Source organism: Streptomyces sp. NBC_00038, assembly GCF_026343635.1.
Classification (GTDB): domain Bacteria; phylum Actinomycetota; class Actinomycetes; order Streptomycetales; family Streptomycetaceae; genus Streptomyces.
The window spans coordinates 395,574-422,373 of the sequence record NZ_JAPELQ010000001.1 but is presented as its reverse complement, the minus strand read 5'-3'; the positions used below and the strand labels follow the sequence as shown (position 1 = coordinate 422,373).

Below are 26,800 nucleotides of genomic sequence, written 5' to 3'. Positions count from 1 at the left end.
GTGTGCGTATCGTGTCGAAGTAAGCCTGATATCAAGGTAGTTGGGGGCCGTTGTGGGATCAGGGGACGACAACGACAGAGTTGGCTCGAAGCCTGCGGACCCAGGTCCGGGTGCGCCTCAGGACCCGCCGGGCCCCCGGTCGGCGTCTGCCCCGGACCGGGGGCAAGGCGCGGGCGAGCCTTCGGCGCCGACCGGGTCAACAGCCCCGGACCCGGCCTGGGAAGTGCCCGCGGCACCGAACGCGCCCTCGGCGCCGCCCGCGGACTCCGTGCCCCCGCCGCTGGGTCCGCCGTCGGCTCCGGGCTTCTCGCCGTTCCCGCCCCCGCCGGACCAGCCGCCCGTGGTCGGCCCGCCATCCGTGCCCGACCCCGTGCGTGCGCTGGCCGTGGCCCTGCTGAACCTGAGCGGTCTGGGCCTGGGCTATGTGTTGCTGCGCCGCTGGCCGGCGGCGGCCCTGTGCTGGGCCGCGACGGCCGTGCTGCTGCTGATCGCGCTGCCGGCGGATCCGAACGGCGTACCCGGTGGCCTGGTGATCGCCTACGTCCTGTTCCTGCTCCTCACCGCAGCCGACGGAGCGCGTCGCGGGCTGCGTGCCCCGGCCGGGCAGGCGGCAGCGACGACGGGAACGGCCGGCCGGGCCGGTCTGCTGCGGCCACCCGTGGTCATCGCTGTGGGGCTGGTGCTGCTGGCGGTGCCGGCGGGCGGCGCGGTCGCCTACGACGCGGCGCGGGACGAGGCCGTGGAGCAGATGCTGCTAGACCGGCTCGCCGCCGCCGACGAGCTGGTCGAGAAGGGCTCGACAGGCGCCTTCGCCGGCTCGAAGGAGCAGTACCAAAGTGCCCTGGCCCGATATCGCGAACTCGCCGAGGAACACGAGGGATCGAGAGCCGCGAAGCTCGTACCGGACCGGCTGAAGGACTACTACACCACCGTGGCAGGCCCGTACGCGAAGGACGAATACTGCGGCGCCGTCGAACCGCTGACGTATCTGCGGACCGTTCCCGACGTGGTGGACAAGGACGTGCTGGGTGATCTGGCCGCATGGCCCGACGACCGGCTGGCCACCTCGCTCTACGAGTGCGGCGTGCGGCTGCTCGGGGTCGGGGCGAGCTCGGACGGGGGTGAATTCGGCGTGCTGATGCGCACGTTCCCGGACTCCGAGCAGGCGGGCAAGGTGGAGCCCGCGGTCCGGGGCAAGATCCAGGAGCTGGACGGGGAACTGTCCGGCGGTGATCAGCCCCCCTGCGATGTGACCGACGAGGTGCGGCGGGTCAGCGACACGGCATCGGGGCTGCCCGGCGACAGCGCGACCGTACTGACCGCAGAAGCCGGTGAGGTGGTGGAGTCGGGGACCTACGCCTGCGGTGTGGATCAGTTCAACGACGACGACTTCGCCGCGGCGCGCGAGACGATGACCGCCTTCGCCGACACGTACAAGGTCAGCAAGCGCCGCGGGCAGGCTCAGAACATCGCCATAGCCGCGGAGATCGCCGAGGAGGCACCTGCGGCGGGCAAGTTGGTGCCGTCGGCCGCCAAACCCAGTGGCTCCGGACTGGAACTCGTCATCAGCAATGACGCTCCGGACGATGTGGAGATCCTTTTCACCGGTCCGGTCACCGGAAAGGTCGAGCTCAAGTCCTGCGGAAGCTGCGAGACGTACACCAGCGAGTCGAGCGGCAGATCCCTCGCCTGCCAGGACACGAGCAAGAGCTATCCGAAGAGCCGGCTGACGCTGCCCGCCGGCAACTACTACTTCCTCTACAAACGCGCCGACGACACGGTCGACAACGCCAACCACAGCTCCACCATCAAGATCGAGCCCGGCTACACGTACACGGACTGCACGTACGTCGTCCAGAGCAGCCCGTGGGACCTCGATCTGCCCGAACTGGAAGTGCCTGAACTGGAAGTGCCGAACTGACCCGACCATCCGTCGCCGAAACCGGCCGGTAGCCGGGACGGGGCACTGCAACGTTGAGTCGCGGTGCCCCGGCCGGTACGGATTCAATCGCCTGCGGGTCAGTCCTTGTAGTCGGGGGCGATGCGCTCGACCAGTCGGAGCAGCGCCGACCAGGCGAGGTCGTACGCCTTGTCGTCCTGGAGGTCCGAGCTGTGGTCCTCGCCCGCGAGTTGGCGTGCGGTCAGCTCGCAGATGCCGGGAGGGGGGATGACGAGCCCGGCGCCCGCGGCGGTGGCAGCGGTCTGGATCTCGCAGGCCTTGTCCAGGTAGTACATGCGCAGGAACGCTTGGGCGGGGGTCTCGCCGACGGTGAGCAGACCGTGGTTGCGCAGGATCATCGCGGGGTGATTGCCGAGGTCGGCGACGAGGCGCCGCTGTTCGGCGAGGTTGAGGGCGACGCCCTCGTAGTCGTGGTAGCCGAGCCTGCCGTAGAACTCCATGGAGATCTGGTTGAGCGGGAGCAGGCCGCTTTCCTGGGCCGCGACCGCGCAGCCCGCCCTGGTGTGGGTGTGCAGGATGCAGTGGGCGTCGGATCGGGCGGCGTGGATGGCGCCGTGGATGACGAAGCCGGCGGGGTTGACCGGGTGGGGGGATTCCTCGACAGGGTGGCCGGTCAGGTCGATCTTGACGAGGTTCGATGCGGTGATCTCCTCGAAGAGGAGGCCGTAGGGGTTGATCAGGAAGTGGTGCTCCGGACCGGGGAGGCGGACGGAGATGTGCGTGAAGATCAGGTCGGTCATCCTGAAGTGCGCCACGAGACGGTAGACCGCGGCGAGTTCGCGGCGCAGTCGCAGTTCCTCGCCGGCCGCTGTAGGGGCGGTGCGGTCGGGGCGCAGGGACAGCTCGGTCATCGGTGGCACTCCTTCTGAGATGGGGCCGGTGATTGCGGGATGAGCGCGTGCCCCGGGCCGGCCGCCCGGGGCACGTTCGTCGGTGCGGGCCGGTCAGGCCGCGCTGAACTCCGGTGTGGCGGGGGCCGGTTCGCCGACCAGGCGGCGGCGCCAGGCCTCGACGACGGCTTCTTCGGTCGGCTCGGTCAGGAGGCTGACGGCCACGTAGGCGGCGAGCCCGGCGAGCAGGCCGTAGTAGATCGGCTCGTTGGCGAGGAGCCCGTCGGTCACCATGAAGGCGATCACCGTGGTGCCGCCCGCGATCATCGAGGCCATGGCGCCGGGCAGGTTGCCGCGCTTCCAGATCAGGCCGCCGAGGATGGGCACGAGCAGGCCGCCGACGAGCAGGTTGTAGGCGACGGTGAGCGCTTCGATGACATCGCCGAGGACACAGGCGATGGCCATCGCGGTCACCCCGAGGACACCGATGGCGAGCCGGTTGGAACGTATCTCGTCGCCGTCCTGCGATCCGGTGGCGGCGGGGCGGGTACGGGGGCGCAGCCGGGCCCAGATGTCGTTGTTGGCGACGGTGGCGGAGGCGATCAGGGCGCCGCTCGCGGTGGACATCATCGCGGAGAGCGCGGCGGCCAGGACCAGGCCTCTGACACCGGTGGGCAGGGCGTGCTGAACGATCGTGGCGAACGCCTGGTCGGCGCTGGCGAGGCTCGGGTAGAGCGACTTGGTGGCCATGCCGATGACGGCTCCGGCCAGGGCGTAGACCAGGCAGTAGACGCCGGCGACGGTGCCGCCCCAGGAGGCGACCTTGTCGGAGCGGGCGGTGAAGACCCGCTGCCAGATGTCCTGCCCGATCAGCATGCCGAAGGTGTAGATCAGGACGAAGGTCAGGATGGTCTGACCGCCGATGGAGGTCGGGGAGAGGTAGCCGTCCGGCAGCTTGTCCGCCATGGCAGAGAAGCCGCCGGCCTTCACCACGGCGATGGGCAGCAGCAGGACGAGCACACCGATGCTCTTGACCACGAACTGCACCATGTCAGTGAGGGTGATGGACCACATGCCGCCGAGCGCCGAGTAGCCGACGACGATCGTGCCGCCGACGACCACGGCGACCCAGCGGGGCACGTCGAACAGGACGTCGAAGACGCTGGCGTAGGCGATCGTGGAGGTCACGGCCAGCATGAGGGTGTAGATCCACATCACGACGCCGGAGATCACGGCGGCGGTGTCGCCGTAGCGAAGCGAGAGCATCTCGGCGACGGTGTAGACCTTGAGGCGGGCGATGCGGGCCGAGAAGAAGATGCTCAGCGCCAGCAGCCCCAGTCCGATGGCGAAGACCATGGCGGCGCCGGAGATGCCGTAGGTGTATCCCAGGCGTACGCCACCGATGGTGGAGGCGCCGCCGAGCACGACGGCGGCCATCGTGCCGGTGTACAGGAGCGGTCCCAGTCGCCGTCCGGCGACCAGGAAGTCGCTCTTGGAGGCGGCACGTTTCTTGCCCCACCAGCCGACGCCGATGATGCCCAGCAGGTATACGGCCATGACGAGGTAGTCGACGGTCATCAGGTCCTCCGATTCACTGCGGCCGGCGCCTGATGCGCGAAACCGCCAAACGGCTGCTCAGGGGAGCAGGGGGAGAGGAGAGGCAGGCGACCGCGCGCAGGGCGGCCGGGGAGGCCGCGCGGCGGTGCCGGTGTGAGGGGAGGTGTGTACACGCGGTGCGAGGGCCGGGGTGGTGCCCTCCGAGTGGGATGACGATATCGACGGTCCGCACTGGTGCCGAAGTGGCGTTTCTGTCCAATATGGAATCGCTCATTGGATGAATCCGGCACACCCCCCGTGCTGCCGGGCTGGGAGGATGCCTCCTGATGACCGAGTCCGAGCAGCCGTCCGTGCCCCTGAGCGCGTTGCTCGCCGATCCCGCGCTGGGCCTGCGCCAGGTTGCGGGCCCTGTCGGGGACCACCGGGTCAGTACGGTCGGCACCACGGAGATCGAGGACCCGTCGCCGTACCTGGTGGGCGGCGAACTGCTCCTCACCGCCGGCGTACGTCTCCCTCTCGACGCCGAGGGCATCGACACGTACGTACGTCAGGTCGTCGGCGCCGGAGTGAGCGCGCTCGGGTTCGGCGTCGCCCCGGTGCACGAGGAGGTTCCGCCTGAGCTCGTCGCCGCCTGTGACCGCCACGGGCTCCCGCTCCTGCGGCTGCCGCCGAGCACCCCGTTCGTAGCAGTCGGGCAGGCCGCGTACGCCGCGATCGCCGAGGCCCGGAACCGTGAGCTCCGCGAGATCTCCCGAGCGCAATCGGCGCTGGCCGCGGCCGCCGCCCGGCCGGATGCGCTCCAGGCCGTGCTCGCCCAGCTCAGCGCGCACACCGGCGCCTGGGCTGTCCTCTACGACGCCCAGGGCAACGAACTGTTCAGCGCCGGTCCCCGCCCCGCATCACCCACGCCGGGACGCGTGCGCGATCTCGCCGTACGCACCACCGCCCGCGTCCGCACCGGTTCCGCCGGACGATCCGCACCGGCCGCGGCGGCCGATCACCAGGGCGGAACCCACCTGACCGTCCACACCCTGCCCGGAGCCGACGGCACCACCACGACGCTCGCCCTCGGCCAGGCCGCCACCACGGCCCCGACTCTGGTACACCGCCAGGTCACCAGCACGGCGACCGTCCTGCTTGCCCTGCTCACCAGCCCGCGGCACGCCCTGGGCACCGACACCCACAGCGCGGGGGCGCTGGTACGGCTCATGCTCGGGGCCGCCCCGGCCGACGTCGCACCCGCCCTCGCGCCCGCCGACACGACAAACGCCGCACACTGGATCGTCGTGCACGGCCGGCACACGCCCCCACGCTCCGCGCCGGCACCGCACCCAGGCGACGACCCGGCCCAACTCGCCACCCTGGGCACCGCCTTGGGCACCCCCCACCTCTACGTCGACGGCTCCGAACTGAAAGCACTGGTCCCCAGCGCACCGGACGCCCGCCCCGAGGCTCCCGCGCAAGCCGCCGACCTGGGCTGGGTCCTCGGTTTCAGCACACCCGCGCCGGCCTCGGACCTGCCGCACGCCGACCGTCAGGCCGAACGCGCCCTCCAACGCGCGATCGCCGACCGAGTGCCCGCTGTCGTCCACACCAAGGACCCGCTCACTGTTCACGGGCTCATCCCCCCTGCCGACGCCCAGGATCTGGCCCGCACTCGCTTCGCCCCGCTCGACCAGGCAGGCGCGCCGGGTGCCGACGTGCTCCTCGACACCCTGCGGACCTGGCTGACCCTGCACGGCAGTTGGGACCGCACCGCCGCGACCCTGCACGTCCACCGCAACACCGTGCGCCACCGCTTGGCACGGGTCGGCGAACTCCTCGACGTCGACCTCCAGGACCCCGGCGTACGCATGGAGCTCTGGTTCGCCCTGCAGTGGCTGCCCGGGGTCACGAGCCCGCCGACCTGACACCCGATCCCGGGATGCGCGGCGTGCGCGGTCGCCTCCCCACGAGCAGGATCACGATCAGGATCACGATCAGGATCGTTCGTTAAAACGAACGGTGGGTTCATTATCTCAAGAGTTCGGTATAGTGAACGCATGGTTCATTCAATCGAGGCTCTTCGGGCAGGCGCACAGGTCGGCGCCTACCTCGATGACACCTACCTGGAGCAGGTCGATACGCGGGTGATCGCGGTCGGCGAGAGGGACGGGACGCCATGGGCGGCCGTCGAGCACTGCCTGTTCCATCCGCAGGGCGGGGGCCAGCCGGCCGACCGAGGGTGGCTGGAGGACGCGGAGGTCATCCCGGTCCGGGACCGTCAGTCCGGACTGGTCGTGGCGATGGCGCCTGAGGGCGGCAGCCTTCCGCCCCTCGCCGAAGGACAGAAGCTGCGGGCCCGGATCGACCTTCGGACCCGGACGGCTCACGCAGCGCTGCACACGGCCGGACACCTCGTCGAAGCGGTCGGGCGGATGCAGGGGTGGGAGATGGTCGGCAGCAACCATTTCCCCGGTCAGGCGCGGATCGAGTTCCAGGCGCCCGAGGCGGACGCGCGGCTGACCGACCCGGAAGGGCGGGAGGAGCTGACTGCCGCGCTGCGCACCGCGGTGGCAGCCGCGATCGCCGACGACCTGCCGGTCTTCGCGCGGTGTCTCGCCGACGGGCGGCGCGTGGTGCATCTGGACTCGCTGCACGCCGCGCCGTGCGGGGGCACACACGTGCGCAGCCTCGGCGACCTGGCCGAAGTGGTACTGCCGACGCTGAAGGTCAAGAAGGGCCGCATCCGCGTGTCCTACACCGCAACGCACAGGAGCCGCTGATGACGCCCCCGCCGTCCGGCCGCCAGCCGGTGAGCAGTACCGCGGCCGCCGTCGGCGCGAAGATCCGCCTGCGCCGCCAGCAGCGCGGCATGAGCGCCGCGGAGATGGCCCGGCGCGCCGGGCTGAGCAAGGCCACGCTGTCGCAGTTGGAGGCCGGCAACGGCAATCCGACGATCGACACCCTGGACGCGATCGCGATCGCCCTGCGCATCCCGATCGCCGACCTGCTGGCACGTGACGCCGACACCGGGCCGGTCTTCCGGCCCGGCACGGACATCGAACCCGGCGAGGTCTCACGGGAGTTGCTACGCCGTATCAGCAGCGGCAACAGCCTGGAGATCTGGCGGCTGCGCATTCCGCCCGAGACGGAGCTGCCCGGCGTCCCGCACGCCACCGGCACGATCGAGCACCTGCTCATCGCCACCGGGCACGTCACCGCCGGCCCCGTCGACGCCCCGGAGGATCTGGGCCCGGGCGACATGCTCGCCTTCGCCGGAGACGCCCCGCACTTCTACCGCACCGGCGCCGAAGAAGTCGACATCACCGTCGTCTTCGCCTCTCCCATCAGCACCTGAGACCGAGGAACTCCTGCTCATGAGCACCACCATCGCCACCACTCCCTCCAGTCGTGCCTTCATCAGCGACAACATGGCCGGGGCGTCCCCGCAGATAGCCCAGGCCGTCGCCGAGGCGGCCGCCGGGCAGGTCCTGCCTTACGGCAACGACCCCTTCACCGACGGCGCCCGCCGCAGGCTCAGGGAGATCTTCGAGCGGGACGTCGAAGTCTTCCCGGTCTCCACCGGGTCCGCCGCCAACGGCCTGAGCCTGGCCGCCCTCACCCCGCCGTGGGGCAGCGTCCTCTCGCACCCCGACAGCCACATCAACACCGATGAGTGCGGTGCTCCGGAGTTCTTCACCAACGGCGCCAAGCTTGTCGGTGTGCCGGGCCCCGACAGCAAGATCGACCCCGAGGCGCTGCGGGCGGCGGTGCGCCGCCGGGCCGGTGACGTGCACAGCGTGCAGCCGTCGGCGCTGAGCATCAGTCAGGCCACCGAGAGCGGCAGCGTCTACACCCTGGAGGAGATCCGCCTCCTGTCCGCCATCGCCAAGGACGCGGGACTGCGCGTCCACATGGACGGCGCGCGCTTCGCCAACGCCCTGGACCATCTCGGCGCCAGCCCGGCCGAGATGACCTGGAAGGCCGGCATCGACGTCCTGTCGTTCGGCGCCACCAAGAACGGCGCGATGACCGCCGACGCCATCGTCTCCTTCGACCCCGCACTCGCCGCCGAGCTCGCCTTCCGCGCCAAGCGCGCCGGCCAGCTCGCCTCCAAGATGCGCTTCCACACGGCCCAGATCGACGCCTACCTCACTGACGGCCTGTGGCTGCACAACGCCCGCCAGGCCAACGCGATGGCGACCCGGCTCGGCGACGGCCTCAAGGCCATCCCCGGCACCGGCCTGCTGGCCACACCGCAGGCCAACATCCTCTTCTGCCGCCTGCCCCAGCACGTCACCGAAGGACTCCTCGCCGAGGGCTACGCCTTCTACCACGACCGCTGGGAACCGGGGATCGTCCGGTTCGTCACCGCCTTCTCCCACAGCGCCGACGACATCGACCAACTCCTCGACGCGGTCCGCCGCCACACCCGCTGACCGAGACCGACGTCTACGACGCGTCGCGTGGCTTCAACCTGGTGTAGTCGGCTACGAGAGCGCCAGGACCACTGGTCGAGGCAACTCCCCTTCAGGCACTGGCGGCTGACGGCCGTACGACTTTGGACCACGATCGGTTTCGCGCGTTCGGAACTCTCCCGCATGCCGGATGAAGCCCATAGATTGAGGAGGAAAGAGAGGTCATCGGAGGCCGAGATGCTGTTCAAAGGGCTGCCGCACGAATCGATACCCAAGCTCGAGCGCCCGGCATCGGTGCGCGAGCAGGTGTACGAGGCGCTGCTGGGGCTGATCACTTCACGGTCGCTGCGCCCTGGCCAGCACCTGGTGGAGAGCGAGCTCGCGGGCCATCTCGGGGTCTCACGGCAGCCCGTACGAGAAGCACTGCAGCGGCTGAACACCGAAGGGTGGGTGGACCTTCGCCCCGCCCAGGGTGCCTTCGTCCACGAGCCGACCGGGGACGAGACCGATCAACTCTTCGGCGTCCGCGTCCTGCTGGAGACCGAAGCGGCGCGCCTGGCCGCGGTCAGCTCTTCGGGCGAGGGACTTGAGCGGCTGGACCAGCTGTGCGCGACGGGCGAGGCCGCGGTCGCCGCCGATGACGTGGAGACGGTGGTGACCGCCAACGCCACGTTCCACGCCTGTGTCATGGAACTGGCTGGGAACGCAGTGCTCGCGGAGCTGGCCGCCCATGTCGAGCAAAGAGTCCGCCGGTACTACACACCCATCGTCCGCCAGGCTTGGGTGGAGCACCGCGAGCTGATCGCGGCCATCGCCGCCCGCGATGACGCACGCGCACAGCAGGTCATGCGCGCCCACACGGTGGACGCCAGAACGCGATTCCCGCCGAGGGTCGGGTAGTTGACGTAATCAGGCTGATGGCGGGGGAGTCAGAGAACCTGAGCCGGAGGAAGACGGGGCTATGTAGAGTACGAGTATGGGTGTGCCGCGTATGACCCTGCAGACTCAACTGGTGCTGCGGGCTTTACTGGAGGACCCCGCCAGGCAGCGGTACGGCCTTGAGCTGTGCGAGCTGGTGGGATTGCCGTCGGGCACGGTCTATCCGATTCTCGCCCGCCTGGAGCAATTCGGCTGGGTGGACAGCACCTGGGAGGACCCGACGGTGCACGAGAACGCAGGGCGCCCGCGCCGCCGCTTCTACCGGATCACACAGGACGGCGCCGTGCAGGCCCGCGAGACCCTGGCGCGCGTCTACCGGTCCAGGAGGCAGCCCTTGCCCGGATGGGTCGGCGCGGTCGTTCGCCCTTCTCCACCTACTCGAGGCCACCGAGACGGAGAGCGTCCCTGATCTTGCTGAGCTTCGCGGTTGTCGCGGGGGTCCGCTCCTGCGGGTGTTCGCAGAGACGGAGGGCATCCTCAATCTCGTTGAGCTTCGCGGCGGGCAACACACCTGCCCGCTCGATCAGGTCGTCCCCGGACATGGTGGTCAGCCATGTGCAAGGGGTGAAACCTGGACTCGGAAACCCGAACCGCAGCACGCCTTCAAAGGGCAATCCTTCTGTGGCGCCTACTTGCACTTCGACGCCCAGACCGCTGATGTCGACGCCGGCCGGAGCGACGACCTGCATCGCCCGGACCCCGGACGCGTCTTCCGCCGACAGCAGCACGACCAGCCGCCGCTCGTCGAACTCGACCCACCAGACTTCGCCACGTTGCACGTGTCCTCCTGACACAGGACGGCAGGCGAATCCGCGCGGCCCTGACGCACCGCGGAGACGGGTCCGGCCACCGTTGACCATCGGTGTGCGAGGGTAACGCGGCACCTGCTCGGGCGGGCGAAGTGGGACGCCGACCAGGCCCACGACGACGTGCGTGGCGCCAGTACACCGGTGTCGCGGGCAGGATCGAGACCCGGTTCCGCAGGGGCAGCAGGACGCCTGGCGGGCGGCGATCGAACCCTTCCTGGAAGTGCTCAGGGAGGACTGTCACGGCCGTCCCCGTGCGCCGTCCGGGTCAGATACCCCGCGCCTGCCGCAGCTTGCGGATGTTTCGTACCGCCCCTTCGATCCCTGCCCGCGCCGGGTGCCGGGACGGGAACTCCCGCAGGGCCTGCTCGTAGAGCGCCTGCGCCTCGGCGAGGTGGTGCGGCGAACCCGTCAGCGCCAGCGCCGCCAGCGCGGCAGCCACGTTGGCGAGCCGAGCCGGATGCGCCGGGTCGTCGGCGGGCGTGACACGCAGCGCGGCGCGGGTGCGCTCAAGGCCCTCCTCCAGAAGCGCGAGGTCGGCTCCCGCCACGCCGCGGAGCACCAGGGCGTTGGCGAGGTTCGACTCCTGGCCGAGCCGGTCGGGGTGGTCGAGCGGGATGACGTCGAGGCAGCGGCGGTGGACGGCGACGGCCTCGTCGATGTCCTCCAGACGGTCGCCGTGCCGGAACGTCTCCTCAAGGGCCGTGCCCAGCGCCGCCAGGTGGCGGCCCATCTCCGGGTCGCCGGTCCAGGCGACGGCGACCGCCTGACGGCCGTACTCCACCGCCTGCTGGAGCAGCTGCGGATCGCGTTCGCGCTGCCAGCGCAGCCGGTACAGCATGCACAGTCCGGACAGGGGCGAGGCGCGTTGCGCGTCGTCGGCCTGGTAGCGGTCCTTGGCCAGATCCATCGCCTTGACCGCGGCCAGGAGCATGGCCGGGTCGCCGGTCCTGCCGTATCCGAGCCGCAGGGCGTCGGCGGCGGTCAGCGGGTCCTCGTCGAGGAGTTTCCTGGCGTCGGCCCGAGGATCGGCCACGCCGGACCCGGACTCGCCGCTCGGGCCGGTCATCCCGGCCGCCTTGTTCGCTTTCCTCGACTTGCCGAACCACCTGGCCACGCTGCCCCCTGCGTCGGCGGAGATGACGGGTCAGTACAAATGAGCGTACGTCCAAGTCGCCCCGGATTGGAGGGACTTGAACCCGTCGTTCCTTGCCGACCGCGGTACGGATCTCCGGCAGTCGCGTCGCTGCACGTTGTCCCGCTGCGGGATCGTCAATCGGTCCGGCTGCGGAGGCTCCGCGCCAGGGTGGGGATCATCACCGTCGCAGGGACGAGGTGCAGCCCGAGGAGGGCGGTGGTGGTGGCGGTGTTCGCCCCGGAGAGGAGGGGCGGGACCAACGAGATCGCGGTCAGCGACACTGCCGTCCACACGAATCGCTCGGCGGGGCGAGCGCTCCAACGAAGAAGAGCGACGGCAATGACGATGCCCACGACCGAGAAGAAGCCGGTCACCACGGCGAACCCGGACAACGGGATCGTCTCGCCACCATCGGGGACCTCGAAGTCGACGCCGACGGCCTGGGCCAGCGCCGCGGCGAGGGTGGTGGCCGCCATCGCTGCGAGCGTGGCGATGAGGCCGGTGCCGGCGAGCCCGCGGAGTCGGTGGGTGTGGCTGGTCCGGCCCGATGCCGGGCCTGCGACGACCCCGGTGTCCTTCCTGCTGTTCATGTCGTTCCTCCGTCATTCGGCAACTGGCGTACGGGTGTGTCGACTGGCATGTGACGGTCCTGGCCTGGGGTGACGATGCGCACCCTCGCCGTGCGACGGCCGGGGTTCCGCAGGGCGCGGACGCCGGTGCCGCGGAGCCAGAACCCGGCGTCGCGTCCGAGGACCGGCCCGGGCTCGCCGTCGCGCAGCTCCAGCTGCACCCGCCCGCGGGTGACGACGCCGAACGCGTCGCACCACTCCGCCGGGACCACCGCGACACGAGCGCCACCGCGCAGCGTGAGCGTCCACACCGGGACTACTCCGTGCCGTCCGCCGGCAGGCGCTCCGGCAGCCCGAGCCGCGGGAACCGGTCCTCGTGGAACGTGATGATCTCGGTGATCGCCCCGCCGGTGACGCGCAGGACGTCGATCGTCAGCGGCAGGTACGCGCCCTCCCGCTTCTGCCAGTGGTAGTAGGCAATGGCGGGCTGCCGGTTCACGGCGGTGGGGACGGCGCGCAGGCCCTTCATGCCCTCGAAGCCGCTCTCGATCCAGTAGTTCACCACCGCGTCGCGGCCGACGTACAGGCCCGGCGTGGGCGGCATCGAGGTGCGGACGTCGTCCCGCAGCAGGGTGGCGAGCGTGCCGACGTCCGTGGCCACGCTGGCGTCGGTGTAGCGGCGCACCAGCTCGCGCGTCCCAGCGTCCTGTTCGCCGCCGGTCCAGTCCTGCCGCTCGGCGGGCAGGTGCTCCCGCATGCCGGCGCGGGCCCGCTGCAGCGCGCTGTTCACGGAGTTGACGGAGTCCCCGAGGAGCTCGGCGACGTCCTTCGCCGGCCAGCCGAGCACGTCCCGCAGGATCAGCACGGCCCGCGGGCGCGGCGCGAGGTGCTGGACCGCGACCAGGTAGGCCAGCTCGATCGTCTCCCGCGCGACGGCGACGGTCTCCGGCTCGTCCGCGTCGCCCGCGGGCAGCTCGTCGAGCAGCCGGTCCGGGTAGGGCTGCAGCCACAGCACCTCGCCGCCGGTCGCAGGCTCCGGGCGGCGCTTGGCGAGCAGATCCAGGCAGGCGTTGGTGGCGATCCGGTACAGCCAGGCCCGGAACGTCGACCGTCCCTCGAAGGTCTCCCGCCGCCGCCAGGCACGGAGGAACGTCTCCTGCACGGTGTCCTCGGCGTCCTCGAACGACCCGAGCATCCGGTAGCAGTGCACGTGCAGCTCCCTCCGGTGCCGCTCCGCCAGCCCCGAGAACGCCGGCTCGTCGACCTCGCCCAGACCACTCACGCCCAGCTCCTCCAGCCGCTTGTCCGCACTCATCACGTCGTCCTTCCGCCTCGTCGTGTCCCGTCGTAGGTATGACGGGTACGGACGCGACAACTCATCACTGGGGCCGGTCGGCATGGCTGCGTAGCGCCCGGCGGTGGCAATCCCGACCTTGAATCGGAAGCTTGGCCGCCACGGAACCCCAGGGCAGGACAGTCAGCCGATCCACTGCTTCCAGCGGGCACGGGGCGGATCGCAGCGGCCTGAGTCGACGGCCTGTTGGTAGGCGCGATCGGCGAGTTCCTTGTCCGACCGCACTCGGCCGTTCACGTCGGGGAGATTGTGCCCGTTGCCGTCGGTGACTTTGGAGATTGCGACGACGCAGTCGGGGCGCACGGTGCGTGTCGCATACCAACCCAGGGTCGCGGTGGCCAGGGCAACGACTGTGCAGGCGATGACTAGTATCTGCCGCGGACTACCGGCTCTGCGCGAGGTCACCGGCGCATCGTACTGAGCGCAAAGTACTCACTGGCTCACCGAGCTCGACTAACCTGCGCGCTCAACCTTCGGGGGCAACACCAAAAGGGGGCGGTCGTGGGGACCGGGTCCGTGAAGCGGTTCGAACGTATTGCTGTCATCGGGGTGGGCATCCTGGGAGCCAGCGTGGGCTGGAACCTGTCCCGGCACGGCGCCAAGGTCGTCTTCATCGACGCAGGTCAGTCGGGCGAAGGCGTCACCAACTGGTCCTTCTCGTGGGTCAACGCCAGCAACAAGACCGTGCGCAAGTCCTACTTCGACCTGAACGTCGCGGGCATGGCAGCCCACCGTGAGCTTGCCGAGGCCATCGGGCCGGACTCGTGGTGGTATCCCAGCGGCCACCTGCGCTGGGCAGACGATCCCGCAGTGGAGGCGAAGTTCCTTAAAACAGCCGAACTGCTGGCCGCCTGGGACTACCGGGTCGAGGTGCACACGGGGGCCGAGGTGCGCCGCCGCCTCGAACCTGCTCTCACGATGCCCGGCGATGTTCCAGTCCTGTTCTACCCCGACGAAGCCTGGGTGCACGGACGTCATCTCGTCGGCCGCCTGGTCGGCCAGGCCGTTGCGTCCGGTGCCGAGCTCCGGTCAGGCATCGCGGTCTGTGACATCGGCACCCATGCCGACGGGAGTATCCGGACAGTTGCTCTGTCCGATGGGTGCCGTCTCGACGTCGACATCGTCGTGAATGCGGCAGGCCCCAGCGCCTCCCAGGTGGCCGGGCTTGTCGCACGGCACTTGCCGATGCGCCGGGAACCCGGCGTCGTCACTCGGATCGACTGTGCCCAGGTCCCGGTTCACCGGGTCCTGCACGCGCCTCACCTCGAGATCCGTCCTGACGGAGACGCTTCGATGGTCCTCCACAGCCGCGAGGTCGACGCACTCATCGACACGGGCGAAGAGCCGGCGCAACTCGCACGGCTGCTCCACGAATCGGCGCGGCACGTCGTTCCCGAGCTCGGCAACTCCCGCATCGCACAGACGCGGGTGGCCGAGCGGCCCATCCCGGCCGACGGATTCCCCTCGGTGGGCGCGGTGCCGTCCGTGCCGGGCTACTACGAGGCCGTTTCCCACAGCGGCATCACGCTCGGGCCGGTGATCGGCCGACTGCTTGCTTCGGAGATCCTGACCGGGAGGAGAGACGAGATGCTTGCGGACTTCCGCCCGGAGCGGTTCCCCTCGTGACAGCCCAGGCAGGCGCCAGATGATGGCCCGGTCGACGCGTCGATGGGGGACGAACAACGCGGTCGGCGGAGCCCTGCACGCAAGCAGGGCCCCGCCGATCACACCCCCGACGTCGAGCTCAGAGAACTCAGGAGCTCAATCGCACTCGGGCACCCCAGGCATCCAAGCCGGACCGGTGAGGAAGATGTTGCTGATCCACCCGCGCTGCAGCGGCAGATACGACCAGGCGTCATTGGTGATCCCGCCGTACGTCACCGACTGACCGTGCACCTGGCACTTCACGTACACCGTGGTCGGCTCGGGGATCGTGCCGACGATGTCCGACTCGGTCGTCGGATTGGCTCGGACGTTGACGTTGGTGGCCCACACGTGCTCCGGCGTGTCCGGCGGCGGATGCACCACGTTGCGCTGCGCCACCGCCGCGGTGACCGCCCGCGCGGCGGTGCGGGACGCGACACGATCGGCATTGGCCCTGTCCGCGGGGCTCTGCGCGATCCCGTTGTCCCGGTACATCACGTGCGGGGCGTTGTCGCCGATCGCGCTGTCGCCGAAGTCCTGCAGCCACCGGGCCTGCCACTCGTCGGAGCCGGGATACGCCTGCTCGTTGCAGACCGCGTCGTCCGTGCGGCACACGTCGAAGTAGCGCCCGTCGCCGATGAAGCCCGCGAACACCGCCGGCACGTTGAGGCGTTGCATCAGCCCGCCGCGCGAGGCGTCGGCGGTGCCGTCCGAGTAGTCGGGGTTGAGGGTGACCATCTGGCCGTTCTGCCCCATGCCGATCTGGCCGTTGTTGCGGGAGGCGTCGCCGACGTTGACGATCGCGCCGATCTCGTCGGCGTTGCGCTGGTTGCCCTGGATCGCGTCCTGCGCGATGGCGTTCTTGATCACCTGTGCGCCCTGCGAGTACCCGAGCAGGATCAGCGTCGGACGGTTCGGGCAGGAGGCATAGAAGTTGATCTCTTCGACGAGCTTGTCCCGGCCCTTGTACATCGAGGTCCAGTAGTCGTCAGGGCCCCAGTCGCCGGGCAGCCAGTCGGGCCAGTCCAAGGCGGAAGCCGGATAAGGGAGATTGCGCACAGTGACGTCGCTGTCGAAGACGCCGACGTCGGACAGTGCGCTCTTCAGCGCCCGGATGTAGGTGTCGTTGACGCCTACGGTGCCGTAGGGGTGGCCGCTGTCCGTGGACTCCGAGGTTCCGTACGCCGACAGGATCACCCACGGCTTGCTGCAATCCGCGGGCGCCTGCGGCGGGTTGGGTCCCGGGTACTGCGCATGCGCCGCCGTCGCGTTGCCGAGACTCAGGGCCAGTGTGAAAGCCGATAAGACGGCCAGAGTGAGCGCCCAGACCTGCCATCTGCCCCTTGCGCCACCTCGGCCCTCTCCGGTTATTGCCGCAGTCGTCATTCGGTCCCCCTCCGTCATTCGTTCGGCATGGCCACTGCTGTCGCCATCGCTCGCGACAAGCTGGGCCCGAACTCACTGACAGCCTTCCTTCCCGTCATGCTCACCACAATCATTTCGATTGGGGTCGAAAAGGGCAGGCCACGGCGGGGACTTGAGACCGGTCCGGCACGCGGATTCGTCACGTCAGGTGCCGCGCGGGTCGTGTGCTCCCATCTCGGCGAGCTGCTCGACGGCACCGTCCCGCAGGCTCTGCGGATGCCGCAGCGGGACCACGCCCACGGAGCGGCCGTTCTCGTCCAGCAGGCGCCCCATGTGCTTGACGGTGCTGAGGACCACCGAACGGTCGTCGATGGTCAGGGACGGCAGCTGCCGGGACAGATGGGCCTCGAAGGCGTGCACGTCCCCGAGCACACGCAGCCACACGTCGATGACCAGGTTGTGCGGGCCCGTCGTGATGGCGCACGAGCGCACCTCGCGTACGCCGGACAGCACCCGGCCCGCCTCCTGCAGCCGCTGGGCCGGCACGGACGCGAAGTAGACGGCGGACAGCGGCCACCCGGAGAGCGGGCGGGCCAGGTCGCAGCGGAGGCTGAGCCTGGTGGCGAGCAGCGACTGGAGCCTGCGGCGCACGGTGGTGAGGCTCGCGCCGGTAGCCACCGACAGGTCGTTCACCGACGTACGACCGTCCATGCACAGCAGTTCCAGGAGCCACGCGTCGAGAGAGTCCCAGCCCGACTCGGTCGCGGAGCGGGCCGGTGGCGGCAGGGCCGCCTCGATCCGAGCGCTCTGCAGCGCGTCCAGGCTGCGTAGTCGCCAGCGGCTGCCCTCGATGGGAACACCGGTCGAGACATGCGTGCGCGTCGCCCGTACTCCTGGGATGCGCTGGAACATCAGGGTGGTGAGCCGGGCCAGTTCGGCCAGGTCACGGGTCTGCACGGCGACCACCAGGTCCCGGCCGCCCGCCGTGAGTTTGATGTTCGCCACCGAGGGCTCGGCCGCGAGCGCCCGTGCCACATCGGCCGACGCGCCGGGCTCGGTGTCCACCTCGACGACACCCGTCACCACGACCCGCGTGTTGGACAACCGCGGATACGCGGTCACCCAGGCGAGCCCCGCGTCCTGAAGCCGCTGCCAGCGCCGCGCGACGGTGACCGGGTTCACCCCGAGGACGTCACCGACGAGCGTCCACGGAGCCCGGGGATGGATCTGCAGCGCGTGCACGACACCGCGGTCGAGCTCGTCCAGTTCCGGCACGGCGGAATCCTGCATGTCCATCAGCGGCGTATCTCTGCGCCCGTGCGGGCAATCCGGCGAGAAACCTGCACCGTGACACGTCGTCTTCTTGCGCATTCCACACTCCCTTCTCCTGACCCCGACGCTGGAGGAGTGACCCACCCGCCATGACGCGACCGACCACGAAGACCGCGCTGCGCGTCCACAACGCCCGCCTCATCGACGGCACCGGATCGTCCCCCGTGGACGACGCCGTCGTCGCCATGGACCCCGAGGGGACCATCACCTACGCGGGACCCGCCGCGACGGCTCCACCCGCACCCGGCGACACCGACGCCTACCGCGCCCTCGACGCCGGTGGTCGTACGGTCCTGCCCGGCTTCTTCGACTGCCATGTCCACCTGGCGTACGCGCAGGGCTCTCCGCCCGGCCGCCGCGCGGAACTGGATCCCGTCCTGGTCACACTGGACACCGCCGAACGACTGTCGCAGACCCTGGCCGCCGGTGTCACCAGCGTCCGCGATCTGGCCGGTCTGTCCGCGGGCTACCGTACGGCCGTCGAGACCGGCCGGATCGTCGGGCCGCGCGTGCACACCGCGGTACGGATCATCAGCCACACCGGGGGCCACGCCGACGTACGGCTGCCCGACGGAACGGATCTCAGCGCCGGCATGTCGGAGATCGCCGACACCGCCGACGCGGCGCGGCTCGCCGTACGCCGGGTGCTGCGCGAGGGCGCCGACGTGGTGAAGGTCTGCGCCACCGGAGGCATGGGCAGCCCCTACGACGACCCCGACGACGAGGGCCTCCTCGAGGAGGAGATCCGGGCCGTCGTGGACGAGGCACGGCGGCACGGCGGCATACCGGTCGCCGCGCACGCCCAGGGCAACGCCGGCATCCTCAACGCGATCCGCGGCGGCGTCACCAGCATCGAGCACGGGTACGGGCTCGACGAGCGGGCCCTGGACATGGCGGGGGAGCGTGGCGTATTCGTGGTCCCCACGCTCTCCACCATCTACGCCGGCATCAACAAGGACACGATGCCGGACTACCACTACCAGAAGAAGGTCCGCTGGTCCGGGGTCACCAAGGAGAACATCGCCCGCGCCATCGAGTACGGCGCCCGGATCGCGCTCGGCACCGACGCCGCCGTCGGCCCGCACGGCGTGAACCTGATGGAACTCAGCTACCTGGTGGACCTGGGCATGGACCCCATGGCCGCCATCGTCGCCGGCACCCGCACCTCCGCCGAACTCCTCGGCGTCTCCGACCGGCTGGGCACCCTGACGGCCGGCCGCACCGCGGACCTGATCGTCTGCGACGGCGATCCGCTCACGGACATCGGCGTCCTCGGCGACCCCGCCAACATCGTGTACGTCGTCCAGGACGGCGTCGTCCGCAAGGACCTCCTGCTCCCCGCTGCCGCGACCGGAAGGCGCTCCTGATGTCCTCACTGACCAGCCTTCCCGCCCCGGACAGCAAGTCCCCCGACACCGAGCGGCCCAAGGGCATCGACCGGGTGCTCTCCCTGATCGAACGGGTCGGCAACAAGCTGCCCAACCCTGTCGTCCTGTTCGCCGGCCTGTTCGTCGTGCTGGCCGTGGTCTCCACCGCGCTGTCCGTCGCGCACGTCTCGGTCCAGGTGCCGGGAACCGACGAGACGAAGCCCATCGCCGGGCTGTTCACCGGCGAGGGGGTGCGCTGGCTGGTGGAGAACCTCGTCATCAACTTCGCGACGTTCCCGCCGATTGGCGCCGTACTCGTACTGATCATGGTGGTCGGGCTCGCCGAGAAGACCGGCCTGCTGGAGGCCGCGATGCGGGCCACGCTGGCCCGGGTGCCGCGTGCCGTGCTGCCGTACGCGGTGGCGCTCATCGCGAGCCAGGCGCACATGATGAGCGACGTCGGCGCCATCGTGCTCCCGCCGCTGGCGGCCGTGGTGTTCAAGAGCGCGGGACGCCATCCTGTCGCGGGCCTCATCGGCGGATTCGCCTGCGTCACGGCCGGCTACGCCGCCGGATTCACCATCGGCTCCCTCGACGCCCTGTACGTCGGCATCACCCAGCAGGCGGCCGCGGTACTCCCCGCCGCCGCGGGGCTCGACATCCACCTGCTCATCAACTACTTCTTCACCGCGGCGAGCAGCCTCGTACTCGCCGCGCTGGGCGGCTTCCTCATCAGCCGCGTCCTGGAACCGCGCCTGGGCCCGTACGAGGGCTCCGCCGAGGACACCGAAGACATCGCGCTCACCCCCATCCAGCGCCGGGGACTGCTTTTCACCACCCTGGTCGTCCTCGTCTACGCGGCCGGCATCCTCTCCCTCTGGCTGCCCGAAGGCGCTCCGCTGCGCGGTGAGGGCGGCGCCTTCGTGCCCTCGCCGTTCCTCTCCGGCATCGTCCCGGTCCTCTTCGGCGCCTTCCTGCTGGCGGGACTGACGTACGGGTTCACCGTGCGGAAGCTGACCGGTGCCGAGGACGTGGCCTCGGCCGTGACCGAGTCGGTGAAGAGCATGTCCGGCTACATCGTGATGATGTTCGTAGCCGCGCAGGTCATCGCCCTGTTCACCTGGTCGAACGTCGGCGTGCTGCTGGCCGTGAAGGCCGCCGCCCTCTTCACCTCCCTCGGTGTGACCGGCTTCTGGGCGATCCTGGCCTTCGTCCTGCTGGCCGCCTGTCTGAACCTCCTCGTCGTCTCGGGATCGGCCCTGTGGTCCCTCGTCGGGCCCGTGTTCATCCCCGCGTTCATGCTGATGGGCATGAGCCCCGCCCTCAGCCAGGCCGCCTTCCGTATCGGCGACTCCGCGACCGGCGCCATCACCCCGATGAACCCCTACCTCTTCCTCATCCTGGCGATGCTGCGCCAGTACGAGCCCGAGGCCAGACTCGGCACACTCATCTCCCGGCTGGCCATCTTCGTGGTGCCGTTCCTGCTGGTGTGGCTGGCCATCCTGGGGATCTTCTACGGCTTCGACCTGCCGCTCGGGCCCGGAGCACACATCGGCCTCAAGTGACGTCACTGCCCGGCTGGGCGGCTCCACCGGAACCCTCCGGAGGAGCCGCCCACTCCAGAACCGTCTTCGCGAACTCCTCCGGCAGCTGCTCGGGCACGGGCACATGACCACCGGACAGCACCCGGGTCTCGCAGCCGAGCGCGGCGGCGAACCTCTCCAGGCCGGGCAGGGAGTAGTGGTCGCCGGGGGCGCAGACCGCGAGGGTGCGGGCGGTGACGTACGGCAGCCGCAGGTCCATCTCGTACTGCCGCACGGCCACATGGCCGTCCTCGACCCGGTCGAGGACGGCCAGCGCGTCGACCATGAAGCGGCCCAGGGCGGCCTCCTCGCCCTCCTGGTAGAAGCCGCGGCGGTGGTTCCACAGCTCCAGCAGATGCGAGCCGTCGGGCTTGGCGACGACATGGTCGATCTGCTTCCGCCCACCGGCCGTGCGCCGCTTCTCCTCGTCGATGAAGGGTGTGGCGGAGAGCAGCAGACTCGACACACGGTCCTGGAACCGGGCCGCCAGCTCCACGGCGATCACTCCGCCCGTGTGGTGCCCGACGAGGTGGAAGCGGTCGAGCCCCAGCGCCTCGATCAGATCGCCCGCGGCGTCCGCGAACCGCTCGATGGAGTGCGGACCTTCGGGCCTCGCGGACGCGCCGAATCCCAGGGTGTCCATGGCGATCGCCCGATGCCCGGCACCCACGAGCGGGAGGACGTCCAGGAACTCGGTCCACGAGCGCGGGGTCTGATGCAGCATCAGGACCGGCTCTCCGGCGCCGCATTCGACATAGTGCAACTGCCCGAAACGGCTGGGCACATAGCCCTTTCGCAAGGTGTCCGTCATCAGTGGCCTGCCTTCGCTGGGGTCGGGGCGGAAAGGGCCGGCAGCACCGACGAGCCGATGGCTTCGATCAGTTCGGCCGGCGGGTCGTAGGAGCCGACGTGCTGGAGGAACACCCCCGTGACGCCCGCGGAGCGCAGGGCGCCGAGCCGCTGAGTAATCTGCTCGGCGGTACCGAACAGACAGAACTCCTCGGCGAAGCGGAGAGCCGCCTCGTCGCTTATCCACGCCGAGCAGATCTCGACGGCGGCCGGCCAGTCCTCGGCGTGGACGAGATCGGGGTACACGCCCTCGACGGTCTTGGGGACGTCGACGTCGATGCCCGCGAGGGCAAGGAAGGGCGCTCCGCCGTTCTGCGCGATCGACGCGCAGATGGGTTTGATCAGCCGCGCCTCGGCCTCGATGTCGTCGGTCACCGCGCAGAACGCGGAGACGGTCAACGGGATGTGGTCGGCGCTCCGGCCCGCGGCCTCCGCGCCCTCGCGCACCCGAGCGGTGGCGCTCCGCAGGGTCCGCGGCGAGACACCGCTGAGGAGGATCACACCGTCGGCGATCTCACCGGCGAGCTGCAGGTTCTTCGGCCCGCTCGCGGCCAGGTGCAACGGCACGCCGGGCCCCGGATCACGCAGCCGGGAGCGGACCCCGGCGTCGCCGAACTCCCACTCCTCGCCGTCCAGCAGCGCCCGAAGCATGCGCAGTCCCGCACGCATCCCGGCCGAGGTGGTCTGCCGCAGGCCGACGGGCCCGACCGAGCTGTTCCCGACGCCGAGGCCCAGGGTGAAGCGGCCCGGTGCCAGTTCCGCCACGCTGCGGGCGGCGGAGGCGACGACCGCCGGATGCCGGGTCGCCAGGTTGGTGACCGCCGTGCCGAGGCCGATCCGGTCCGTGCCCAGCGCGGCGGCGGTCAGCGTGGTGAACACATCCCGCCACAGCAGCTGGGAATCGGGGAACCAGACGTCGTCGAAGCCCAGCTCCTCGGCCCGGCGTACGGTCTCGACCACACGGTCGGCCCGGTCGCAGGGCGGTACTCGGACACCGATACGCAATGGGGACTCCATGAGCCCGGAGCGTAGGAGCCGCCCTGGTCAGAGGGGAACGAGACGGGTCCGCTGAGCGGGACAGCAGTGCGGGAAGAGTCGCCACCACGACGACGTCACCCCCGACGACGTCACCGCGGCGCCCGATACGCCTCGAACACCGTCAGCCGTGACCTGATGGCCTCCGCCGCCGCGGTCAGCGCCACCAGCAGCCGCGGCACATTGCTGCCCGCCGTCGGCGCCACGACCGACAGCGCGCCGAGAAAGACCTCGTCAGCACCCCGTACGGGCACGGCGACGGCAAGATAGCCGGCGCGGTGCTCCTCGACCTCGGTGGCATAGCCCTGCGCCCGGATGCGGGCGAGCTCCTCCGGGAGCCGGGCGGCGGTCAGCGTGCGGGGCGTGCGCCTGCGCAGTTGCGGGATCACGGCGTCCGGCGGGTACTGCTCGGGCAGCATCGCGAGCGTCAGCTTCCCGGCGGCGGTGCTGTGCATCGGGATGTGCCGTCCCCCCACGCTGGCCCGGGCCCGGTTGCGGTGCGCGCCGAAGTTCTCGATGCACAGCAGTTCCGTGCCGTGCGGTACCGACAGCGTGACGGCGTTGTTGACGCTCTGAGCGAGGTTCTCCACCACCGGACGCGCGGCCTCGCGCAGGGTCCGTTGACGAGGTGCCCGCAGGCCGATCTCGTACAGCTGGAGCCCGAGCCGGTAGTTGTGGCCCTCCCGCTCCAGGAGTTCCCCGGCGACCAGCTCCTGGCAGAGGCGGTACACCGTGGCCTTCGCGACCCCGGTGCGGGCCGTCAGTTCGGCGAGGCTCAGCGAGAAGTCGTCGTCCTGGAAGGCCGCCAGAATGAGGCCGACCTTGCCGAGGACGGTCTTGGGAGGCTCCCTGTCCTCTTCCCCTGGCCCGTAGGCGTGCGCAGCCGTCACGGTCCGACCTCCTCACCTCGGTGGCCGCCTCGGGCCGAGGCGGCCACCGGCACCGAGCAGTACAGGAGGAAAAATATAGACGTACTTCAATTACCTCGGGATGTACGGGATGTACCCGCTGTGCTGCTCAGATCGAGGGCGATGTCCGTGATCATGTCCTCCTGGCCGCCGACCAGCCCGCGTCGGCCGACCTCGACTAGGACGGCGCGGGTGTCGAGACCGTAGCGGGCCGCGGCGGTCTCCGCGTGCCGGAGGAAGCTGGAGTAGACGCCCGCGTAGCCGAGGGTGAGAGTCTCGCGGTCGACGCGGACGGGGCGGTCCTGGAGCGGGCGTACGAGATCGTCGGCGGCGTCCATCAGGGGGAACAGCTCGCAGCCGTGCTCCCAGCCCATCAGGTCGGCGACCGCGACGAAGGCCTCCAGGGGACAGTTGCCCGCTCCCGCGCCCTGTCCGGCGAGCGAGGCGTCGACGCGGGTGACGCCGTTCTCGACGGCCACCACGCTGTTCGCGACGCCGAGGCCGAGGTTGTGGTGGGCGTGGATGCCGAGTTCGGTGTCGGGGGACAGGACGTCGCGGTAGGCGCGGAAGCGGTCCCGGACGCCGTCCATCGTCAGGCGGCCGCCGGAGTCGGTGACGTACACGCATTGCGCGCCGTACGACTCCATCAGCTTGGCCTGGCGGGCGAGCTCGGCGGGCTCCGCCATGTGGGACATCATCAGGAACCCGGCGACGTCCATGCCCAGTTCGCGGGCGGCGGAGATGTGCTGGGCGGCGATGTCGGCCTCGGTGCAGTGGGTGGCGATGCGTACCGAGCGGATACCGAGCGAGTGGGCCTGCTTGAGGTCGTGGAGGGTGCCGATGCCGGGCAGCAGCAGGGTGGTGGGAATCGCCCGGTGTACGGCGCCGACGACGGCCTCGATCCACTCCCAGTCGGTGTGCGCACCCACTCCGTAGGTGATGCTGGAGCCCGAGAGTCCGTCGCCGTGGGAAACCTCGATGGCCGCGACTCCGGCCGCGTCGAGGGCGGTCGCGATGGTGCGGGCCTGGTCGACGGTGTAGCGGTGGCGGATGGCGTGCATGCCGTCGCGCAGGGTGACGTCCTGGATGTACAGCGTGGTCACTTGGCAGCCTCCGCACTCCGGTGGGCGGCCAGGCGTTCCGCGGTGCGCAGCGCGGCCGAGGTCATGATGTCGAGGTTGCCGGCGTAGGCGGGCAGGTAGTGGGCGGCGCCCTCGACCTCCAGGAACACCGACACCTTCAGCGGGGTGGCGTCGGCCGGGACGAGGGTGCGCAGCGGGTCGTCGGCGCCGAGCTGCTCGAACTGCACCTTCTGCTTGAGGCGGTAGCCCGGCACATAGGCCTGTACGCGCCCGACCATCTCCTCGACCGACGCGATCACCGCCTGCTCGTCGCATGCGGAGACCAGGCAGTGCACGGTGTCTCGCATGATCAGCGGCGGTTCCGCCGGGTTGAGCACGATGATCGCCTTGCCGCGCGCCGCGCCCCCGACCTTCTCGATCGCGGAGGCGGTGGTCTCGGTGAACTCGTCGATGTTGGCCCGGGTGCCGGGACCGGCGGAGCGGGAGGCGATGGACGCGACGATCTCCCCGTAGTGCACGGGGGTCACGGCCGAGACAGCGGCGACGATCGGGATCGTGGCCTGTCCGCCGCAGGTGACCATGTTGACGTTCGCGCTGTCGAGATGGGCGTCGGCGTTGACCGGCGGCACCACGTACGGGCCGAGGGCGGCCGGGGTGAGGTCGACGACCGTGCGGCCCAGCCCGCGCAGGACATGGTCGTGGCGGCTGTGGGCGCCCGCCGAGGTGGCGTCGAAGACGATCCGGACCTCGGCGAACTCGTCGAGGGTGATCAGCCCGTCGATGCCCTCGTGTGTGGTGGCGACCTTCAGCCGGCGGGCGCGGGCCAGGCCGTCCGAGTCCGGGTCGATGCCGGCCATCGCGGCCATCTCCAGCTCCTCGGACAACCGCAGCACCTTGATCATGAGATCGGTGCCGATGTTGCCGGAGCCGATGACGGCCACCTTCGTACGGGTGCTCATCACCTGTCTCCTTCCGTCGCGAACTCCACGGCCACCTGGCCGAGTTGACTGATGCGCGCCTCGAACCGGTCGCCCGGGGCGGCGACCGCCATCGGGCCAAGGGCTCCGGTGAGCACGACGTCCCCGGCCCGCAGCGGATCGCCCATGCGGGCCAGGGTGGAGGCGAGCCAGGCCGCCGCGTTGAGCGGGCTGCCCAGGCAGTCGGCGCCGGTGCCTTCGGAGACCACCTCGTCGCCGCGGGTCATCGTCATCCGTACGCCTCGCAGATCAAGTCCCGTGAGCGGTACGGGAGTACCGCCGAGGACGAACAGGCCGCTGGAGGCGTTGTCCGCGACCGTGTCCACGATGGTGATGTCCCAGTCCGCGATCCGGCTGTCCACGATCTCCAGCGCGGGCAGCGCGAAGTCCGTCGCGCGCAGGATGTCGACCACGGTGCAGTCCCGGTGCGGGAGTTCGGCTTTGAGGACGAGGGCCACCTCTGCCTCCACCTTCGGCTGGATCAGCCGCCCTGCCGGGACCGAACCGTTCTCCGCCACCGCCATGTCGGCGAACAGTGTCCCGAAGTCCGGCTGGTCCACGCCGAGTTGGGTCTGTACGGCGGGTGAGGTCAGGCCGATCTTGCGGCCGACGATGCGCCGCCCGGCCGTCAGGCTGCGCTCGACGTTCGCCCGCTGCACGGCGTACGCGGTGTCGATGCCGGAGAGGAAGGTGCGAACGGGCGGGCAGGGAACCCTCGTTCGGGTCGCGTCCAGCAGGCCGTCGGCGGCCTTGGTGACCTCCGGGGCGCTCATCGGCCGCCGCCCTGCGTGGAGCCGACGAAGAGCGTGTCGACGCCCACGGGACCGAGGCCGGTCGCCCCGCCCGGCGTACCCAGCGGCCCCGCACGCCCCGGCAGGGGTTCCTCGAAGAAGCGGCGGTTGTCGGTGCGGAACTCCTGGTCGGCGAGGCGGTCGACGGTGATCGCCTGCTCCGGGCAGGCCGTCTCGCAGGCGCCGCAGTCGATGCATTCCGCCGGGTTGATGTACAGCTTGCGGTCGCCCTCGTAGATGCAGTCGACCGGGCACTCCTCGACACAGGACCGGTCCATGATGTCGACACAGGCCGCGCCGATGACGTACGCCAT

The 26,800-nt window shown here is 70.3% G+C and carries 27 protein-coding genes; 10 read left to right on the top strand and 17 right to left on the bottom strand.

What is annotated here, in order from left to right; translation table 11 throughout:
* Positions 1 to 223: 223 nt before the first annotated feature.
* Positions 224 to 1,921, top strand: coding sequence for a hypothetical protein (locus OG219_RS02030; RefSeq protein WP_266822205.1), 1,698 nt, complete (start codon positions 224 to 226; stop codon positions 1,919 to 1,921).
* 98 nt (positions 1,922 to 2,019) lie between these two features.
* On the opposite strand, the gene OG219_RS02025 is transcribed toward OG219_RS02030, so the two are convergent.
* Both OG219_RS02025 and OG219_RS02020 read right to left on the bottom strand, forming a co-directional pair.
* Positions 2,020 to 2,811 carry a class II aldolase/adducin family protein gene (locus OG219_RS02025; protein ID WP_266822203.1) on the bottom strand — a complete coding sequence of 264 codons (792 nt, stop codon included), beginning with the start codon at positions 2,809 to 2,811 and terminating at the stop codon, positions 2,020 to 2,022.
* A 93-nt stretch (positions 2,812 to 2,904) separates the two neighbouring features.
* Entirely contained in the window at positions 2,905 to 4,368 is a 1,464-nt protein-coding gene (locus OG219_RS02020; protein WP_266822201.1) for a sodium:solute symporter, read from the bottom strand.
* Between the two features lie 305 nt (positions 4,369 to 4,673).
* Here OG219_RS02020 and OG219_RS02015 point away from each other — a divergent pair, with 305 nt between their 5' ends.
* From OG219_RS02015 to OG219_RS01990, 6 genes are all read left to right on the top strand, one after another.
* Positions 4,674 to 6,257 carry a PucR family transcriptional regulator gene (locus tag OG219_RS02015; protein ID WP_266822199.1) on the top strand — a complete coding sequence of 528 codons (1,584 nt, stop codon included), beginning with the start codon at positions 4,674 to 4,676 and terminating at the stop codon, positions 6,255 to 6,257.
* A 132-nt stretch (positions 6,258 to 6,389) separates the two neighbouring features.
* Positions 6,390 to 7,112 (top strand): metal-dependent hydrolase, encoded by a 723-nt coding sequence (locus OG219_RS02010; protein WP_266822197.1) that lies wholly within the window; start codon positions 6,390 to 6,392, stop codon positions 7,110 to 7,112.
* Entirely contained in the window at positions 7,112 to 7,687 is a 576-nt protein-coding gene (locus tag OG219_RS02005) for a helix-turn-helix domain-containing protein (protein ID WP_266822195.1), read from the top strand. The genes OG219_RS02010 and OG219_RS02005 overlap by 1 nt, the downstream gene beginning before the upstream one ends.
* Positions 7,688 to 7,706: 19 nt before the next feature.
* Positions 7,707 to 8,768, top strand: a complete 1,062-nt coding sequence (locus OG219_RS02000) for a low specificity L-threonine aldolase (RefSeq protein WP_266822193.1) — start codon at positions 7,707 to 7,709, stop codon at positions 8,766 to 8,768.
* 216 nt (positions 8,769 to 8,984) lie between these two features.
* Positions 8,985 to 9,647, top strand: coding sequence for a GntR family transcriptional regulator (locus OG219_RS01995; protein ID WP_266822191.1), 663 nt, complete (start codon positions 8,985 to 8,987; stop codon positions 9,645 to 9,647).
* 91 nt (positions 9,648 to 9,738) lie between these two features.
* Positions 9,739 to 10,095, top strand: coding sequence for a PadR family transcriptional regulator (locus OG219_RS01990; RefSeq protein WP_266822189.1), 357 nt, complete (start codon positions 9,739 to 9,741; stop codon positions 10,093 to 10,095).
* Here OG219_RS01990 and OG219_RS01985 read toward each other — a convergent pair.
* From OG219_RS01985 to OG219_RS01960, 6 genes are all read right to left on the bottom strand, one after another.
* Positions 10,061 to 10,465 carry a type II toxin-antitoxin system PemK/MazF family toxin gene (locus OG219_RS01985; protein WP_266822187.1) on the bottom strand — a complete coding sequence of 135 codons (405 nt, stop codon included), beginning with the start codon at positions 10,463 to 10,465 and terminating at the stop codon, positions 10,061 to 10,063. The two genes, OG219_RS01990 and OG219_RS01985, sit on opposite strands and share 35 nt — an antisense overlap.
* A gap of 295 nt (positions 10,466 to 10,760) precedes the next feature.
* On the bottom strand, positions 10,761 to 11,609 hold the full coding sequence (locus OG219_RS01980; protein WP_266822186.1) for a hypothetical protein: 849 nt from the start codon (positions 11,607 to 11,609) through the stop codon (positions 10,761 to 10,763).
* A gap of 155 nt (positions 11,610 to 11,764) precedes the next feature.
* Positions 11,765 to 12,220 carry a DUF6069 family protein gene (locus OG219_RS01975; RefSeq protein WP_266822184.1) on the bottom strand — a complete coding sequence of 152 codons (456 nt, stop codon included), beginning with the start codon at positions 12,218 to 12,220 and terminating at the stop codon, positions 11,765 to 11,767.
* Positions 12,217 to 12,510 carry a hypothetical protein gene (locus tag OG219_RS01970; protein ID WP_266822182.1) on the bottom strand — a complete coding sequence of 98 codons (294 nt, stop codon included), beginning with the start codon at positions 12,508 to 12,510 and terminating at the stop codon, positions 12,217 to 12,219. Before OG219_RS01970 ends, OG219_RS01975 begins: the two co-directional genes overlap by 4 nt.
* Before the next feature lie 5 nt (positions 12,511 to 12,515).
* The gene (locus OG219_RS01965; protein WP_266822180.1) at positions 12,516 to 13,514 is read right to left on the bottom strand and encodes an RNA polymerase subunit sigma-70; all 999 of its coding nucleotides are present in this window, start codon (positions 13,512 to 13,514) and stop codon (positions 12,516 to 12,518) included.
* Between the two features lie 162 nt (positions 13,515 to 13,676).
* The gene (locus tag OG219_RS01960) at positions 13,677 to 13,958 is read right to left on the bottom strand and encodes a hypothetical protein (RefSeq protein WP_266822178.1); all 282 of its coding nucleotides are present in this window, start codon (positions 13,956 to 13,958) and stop codon (positions 13,677 to 13,679) included.
* 111 nt (positions 13,959 to 14,069) lie between these two features.
* On the opposite strand from OG219_RS01960, the gene OG219_RS01955 reads away from it, so the two are divergent.
* Complete coding sequence (locus OG219_RS01955; protein ID WP_266822176.1) at positions 14,070 to 15,179, top strand: FAD-binding oxidoreductase; 1,110 nt, start codon at positions 14,070 to 14,072, stop codon at positions 15,177 to 15,179.
* A 135-nt stretch (positions 15,180 to 15,314) separates the two neighbouring features.
* Here OG219_RS01955 and OG219_RS01950 read toward each other — a convergent pair whose 3' ends face one another.
* Both OG219_RS01950 and OG219_RS01945 read right to left on the bottom strand, forming a co-directional pair.
* A complete protein-coding gene (locus OG219_RS01950) occupies positions 15,315 to 16,394 on the bottom strand; it encodes a cutinase family protein (RefSeq protein ID WP_266822174.1) in 1,080 nt (359 codons plus the stop codon).
* Between the two features lie 372 nt (positions 16,395 to 16,766).
* Positions 16,767 to 17,852, bottom strand: a complete 1,086-nt coding sequence (locus tag OG219_RS01945) for an Lrp/AsnC family transcriptional regulator (protein ID WP_266822172.1) — start codon at positions 17,850 to 17,852, stop codon at positions 16,767 to 16,769.
* Positions 17,853 to 17,983: 131 nt separating this feature from the next.
* Here OG219_RS01945 and OG219_RS01940 point away from each other — a divergent pair, with 131 nt between their 5' ends.
* Both OG219_RS01940 and OG219_RS01935 read left to right on the top strand, forming a co-directional pair.
* Positions 17,984 to 19,261, top strand: a complete 1,278-nt coding sequence (locus OG219_RS01940; RefSeq protein ID WP_266822170.1) for an amidohydrolase family protein — start codon at positions 17,984 to 17,986, stop codon at positions 19,259 to 19,261.
* A complete protein-coding gene (locus OG219_RS01935; protein ID WP_266822168.1) occupies positions 19,261 to 20,826 on the top strand; it encodes an AbgT family transporter in 1,566 nt (521 codons plus the stop codon). Before OG219_RS01940 ends, OG219_RS01935 begins: the two co-directional genes overlap by 1 nt.
* Here the strand turns inward: OG219_RS01935 and OG219_RS01930 are convergent.
* From OG219_RS01930 to fdxA, 7 genes are all read right to left on the bottom strand, one after another.
* Positions 20,819 to 21,655 carry an alpha/beta fold hydrolase gene (locus OG219_RS01930; RefSeq protein WP_266822166.1) on the bottom strand — a complete coding sequence of 279 codons (837 nt, stop codon included), beginning with the start codon at positions 21,653 to 21,655 and terminating at the stop codon, positions 20,819 to 20,821. The genes OG219_RS01935 and OG219_RS01930 overlap by 8 nt on opposite strands.
* Positions 21,655 to 22,710, bottom strand: a complete 1,056-nt coding sequence (locus OG219_RS01925; RefSeq protein ID WP_266822164.1) for an LLM class flavin-dependent oxidoreductase — start codon at positions 22,708 to 22,710, stop codon at positions 21,655 to 21,657. The genes OG219_RS01930 and OG219_RS01925 overlap by 1 nt, the downstream gene beginning before the upstream one ends.
* Positions 22,711 to 22,820: 110 nt before the next feature.
* Positions 22,821 to 23,618, bottom strand: coding sequence for an IclR family transcriptional regulator (locus OG219_RS01920; RefSeq protein ID WP_266822162.1), 798 nt, complete (start codon positions 23,616 to 23,618; stop codon positions 22,821 to 22,823).
* A gap of 86 nt (positions 23,619 to 23,704) precedes the next feature.
* Positions 23,705 to 24,739, bottom strand: a complete 1,035-nt coding sequence (dmpG, locus tag OG219_RS01915; protein ID WP_266822160.1) for a 4-hydroxy-2-oxovalerate aldolase — start codon at positions 24,737 to 24,739, stop codon at positions 23,705 to 23,707.
* The gene (locus tag OG219_RS01910) at positions 24,736 to 25,677 is read right to left on the bottom strand and encodes an acetaldehyde dehydrogenase (acetylating) (RefSeq protein ID WP_266822158.1); all 942 of its coding nucleotides are present in this window, start codon (positions 25,675 to 25,677) and stop codon (positions 24,736 to 24,738) included. The genes dmpG and OG219_RS01910 overlap by 4 nt, the downstream gene beginning before the upstream one ends.
* On the bottom strand, positions 25,677 to 26,468 hold the full coding sequence (gene mhpD / locus OG219_RS01905; protein WP_266822156.1) for a 2-keto-4-pentenoate hydratase: 792 nt from the start codon (positions 26,466 to 26,468) through the stop codon (positions 25,677 to 25,679). The genes OG219_RS01910 and mhpD overlap by 1 nt, the downstream gene beginning before the upstream one ends.
* Entirely contained in the window at positions 26,465 to 26,800 is a 336-nt protein-coding gene (gene fdxA, locus OG219_RS01900; protein ID WP_266822154.1) for a ferredoxin, read from the bottom strand. Before fdxA ends, mhpD begins: the two co-directional genes overlap by 4 nt.

Bases quoted from the DNA above. Each gene is read 5' to 3' on its own strand.
- OG219_RS01945 (WP_266822172.1), bottom strand. From the start codon at position 17,852: ATGCAGGATTCCGCCGTGCCGGAACTGGACGAGCTCGACCGCGGTGTC.
- OG219_RS01910 (WP_266822158.1), bottom strand. From the start codon at position 25,677: ATGAGCACCCGTACGAAGGTGGCCGTCATCGGCTCCGGCAACATCGGC.
- OG219_RS01995 (WP_266822191.1), top strand. From the start codon at position 8,985: ATGCTGTTCAAAGGGCTGCCGCACGAATCGATACCCAAGCTCGAGCGC.
- OG219_RS02005 (WP_266822195.1), top strand. From the start codon at position 7,112: ATGACGCCCCCGCCGTCCGGCCGCCAGCCGGTGAGCAGTACCGCGGCC.
- OG219_RS02020 (WP_266822201.1), bottom strand. From the start codon at position 4,368: ATGACCGTCGACTACCTCGTCATGGCCGTATACCTGCTGGGCATCATC.
- OG219_RS02015 (WP_266822199.1), top strand. From the start codon at position 4,674: ATGACCGAGTCCGAGCAGCCGTCCGTGCCCCTGAGCGCGTTGCTCGCC.
- OG219_RS01930 (WP_266822166.1), bottom strand. From the start codon at position 21,655: ATGACGGACACCTTGCGAAAGGGCTATGTGCCCAGCCGTTTCGGGCAG.
- mhpD (WP_266822156.1), bottom strand. From the start codon at position 26,468: ATGAGCGCCCCGGAGGTCACCAAGGCCGCCGACGGCCTGCTGGACGCG.
- OG219_RS02025 (WP_266822203.1), bottom strand. From the start codon at position 2,811: ATGACCGAGCTGTCCCTGCGCCCCGACCGCACCGCCCCTACAGCGGCC.
- OG219_RS01990 (WP_266822189.1), top strand. From the start codon at position 9,739: ATGACCCTGCAGACTCAACTGGTGCTGCGGGCTTTACTGGAGGACCCC.
- OG219_RS01965 (WP_266822180.1), bottom strand. From the start codon at position 13,514: ATGAGTGCGGACAAGCGGCTGGAGGAGCTGGGCGTGAGTGGTCTGGGC.
- OG219_RS01975 (WP_266822184.1), bottom strand. From the start codon at position 12,220: ATGAACAGCAGGAAGGACACCGGGGTCGTCGCAGGCCCGGCATCGGGC.
- OG219_RS01925 (WP_266822164.1), bottom strand. From the start codon at position 22,710: ATGGAGTCCCCATTGCGTATCGGTGTCCGAGTACCGCCCTGCGACCGG.
- fdxA (WP_266822154.1), bottom strand. From the start codon at position 26,800: ATGGCGTACGTCATCGGCGCGGCCTGTGTCGACATCATGGACCGGTCC.
- OG219_RS01940 (WP_266822170.1), top strand. From the start codon at position 17,984: ATGACGCGACCGACCACGAAGACCGCGCTGCGCGTCCACAACGCCCGC.
- OG219_RS02010 (WP_266822197.1), top strand. From the start codon at position 6,390: ATGGTTCATTCAATCGAGGCTCTTCGGGCAGGCGCACAGGTCGGCGCC.
- OG219_RS01935 (WP_266822168.1), top strand. From the start codon at position 19,261: ATGTCCTCACTGACCAGCCTTCCCGCCCCGGACAGCAAGTCCCCCGAC.
- OG219_RS02000 (WP_266822193.1), top strand. From the start codon at position 7,707: ATGAGCACCACCATCGCCACCACTCCCTCCAGTCGTGCCTTCATCAGC.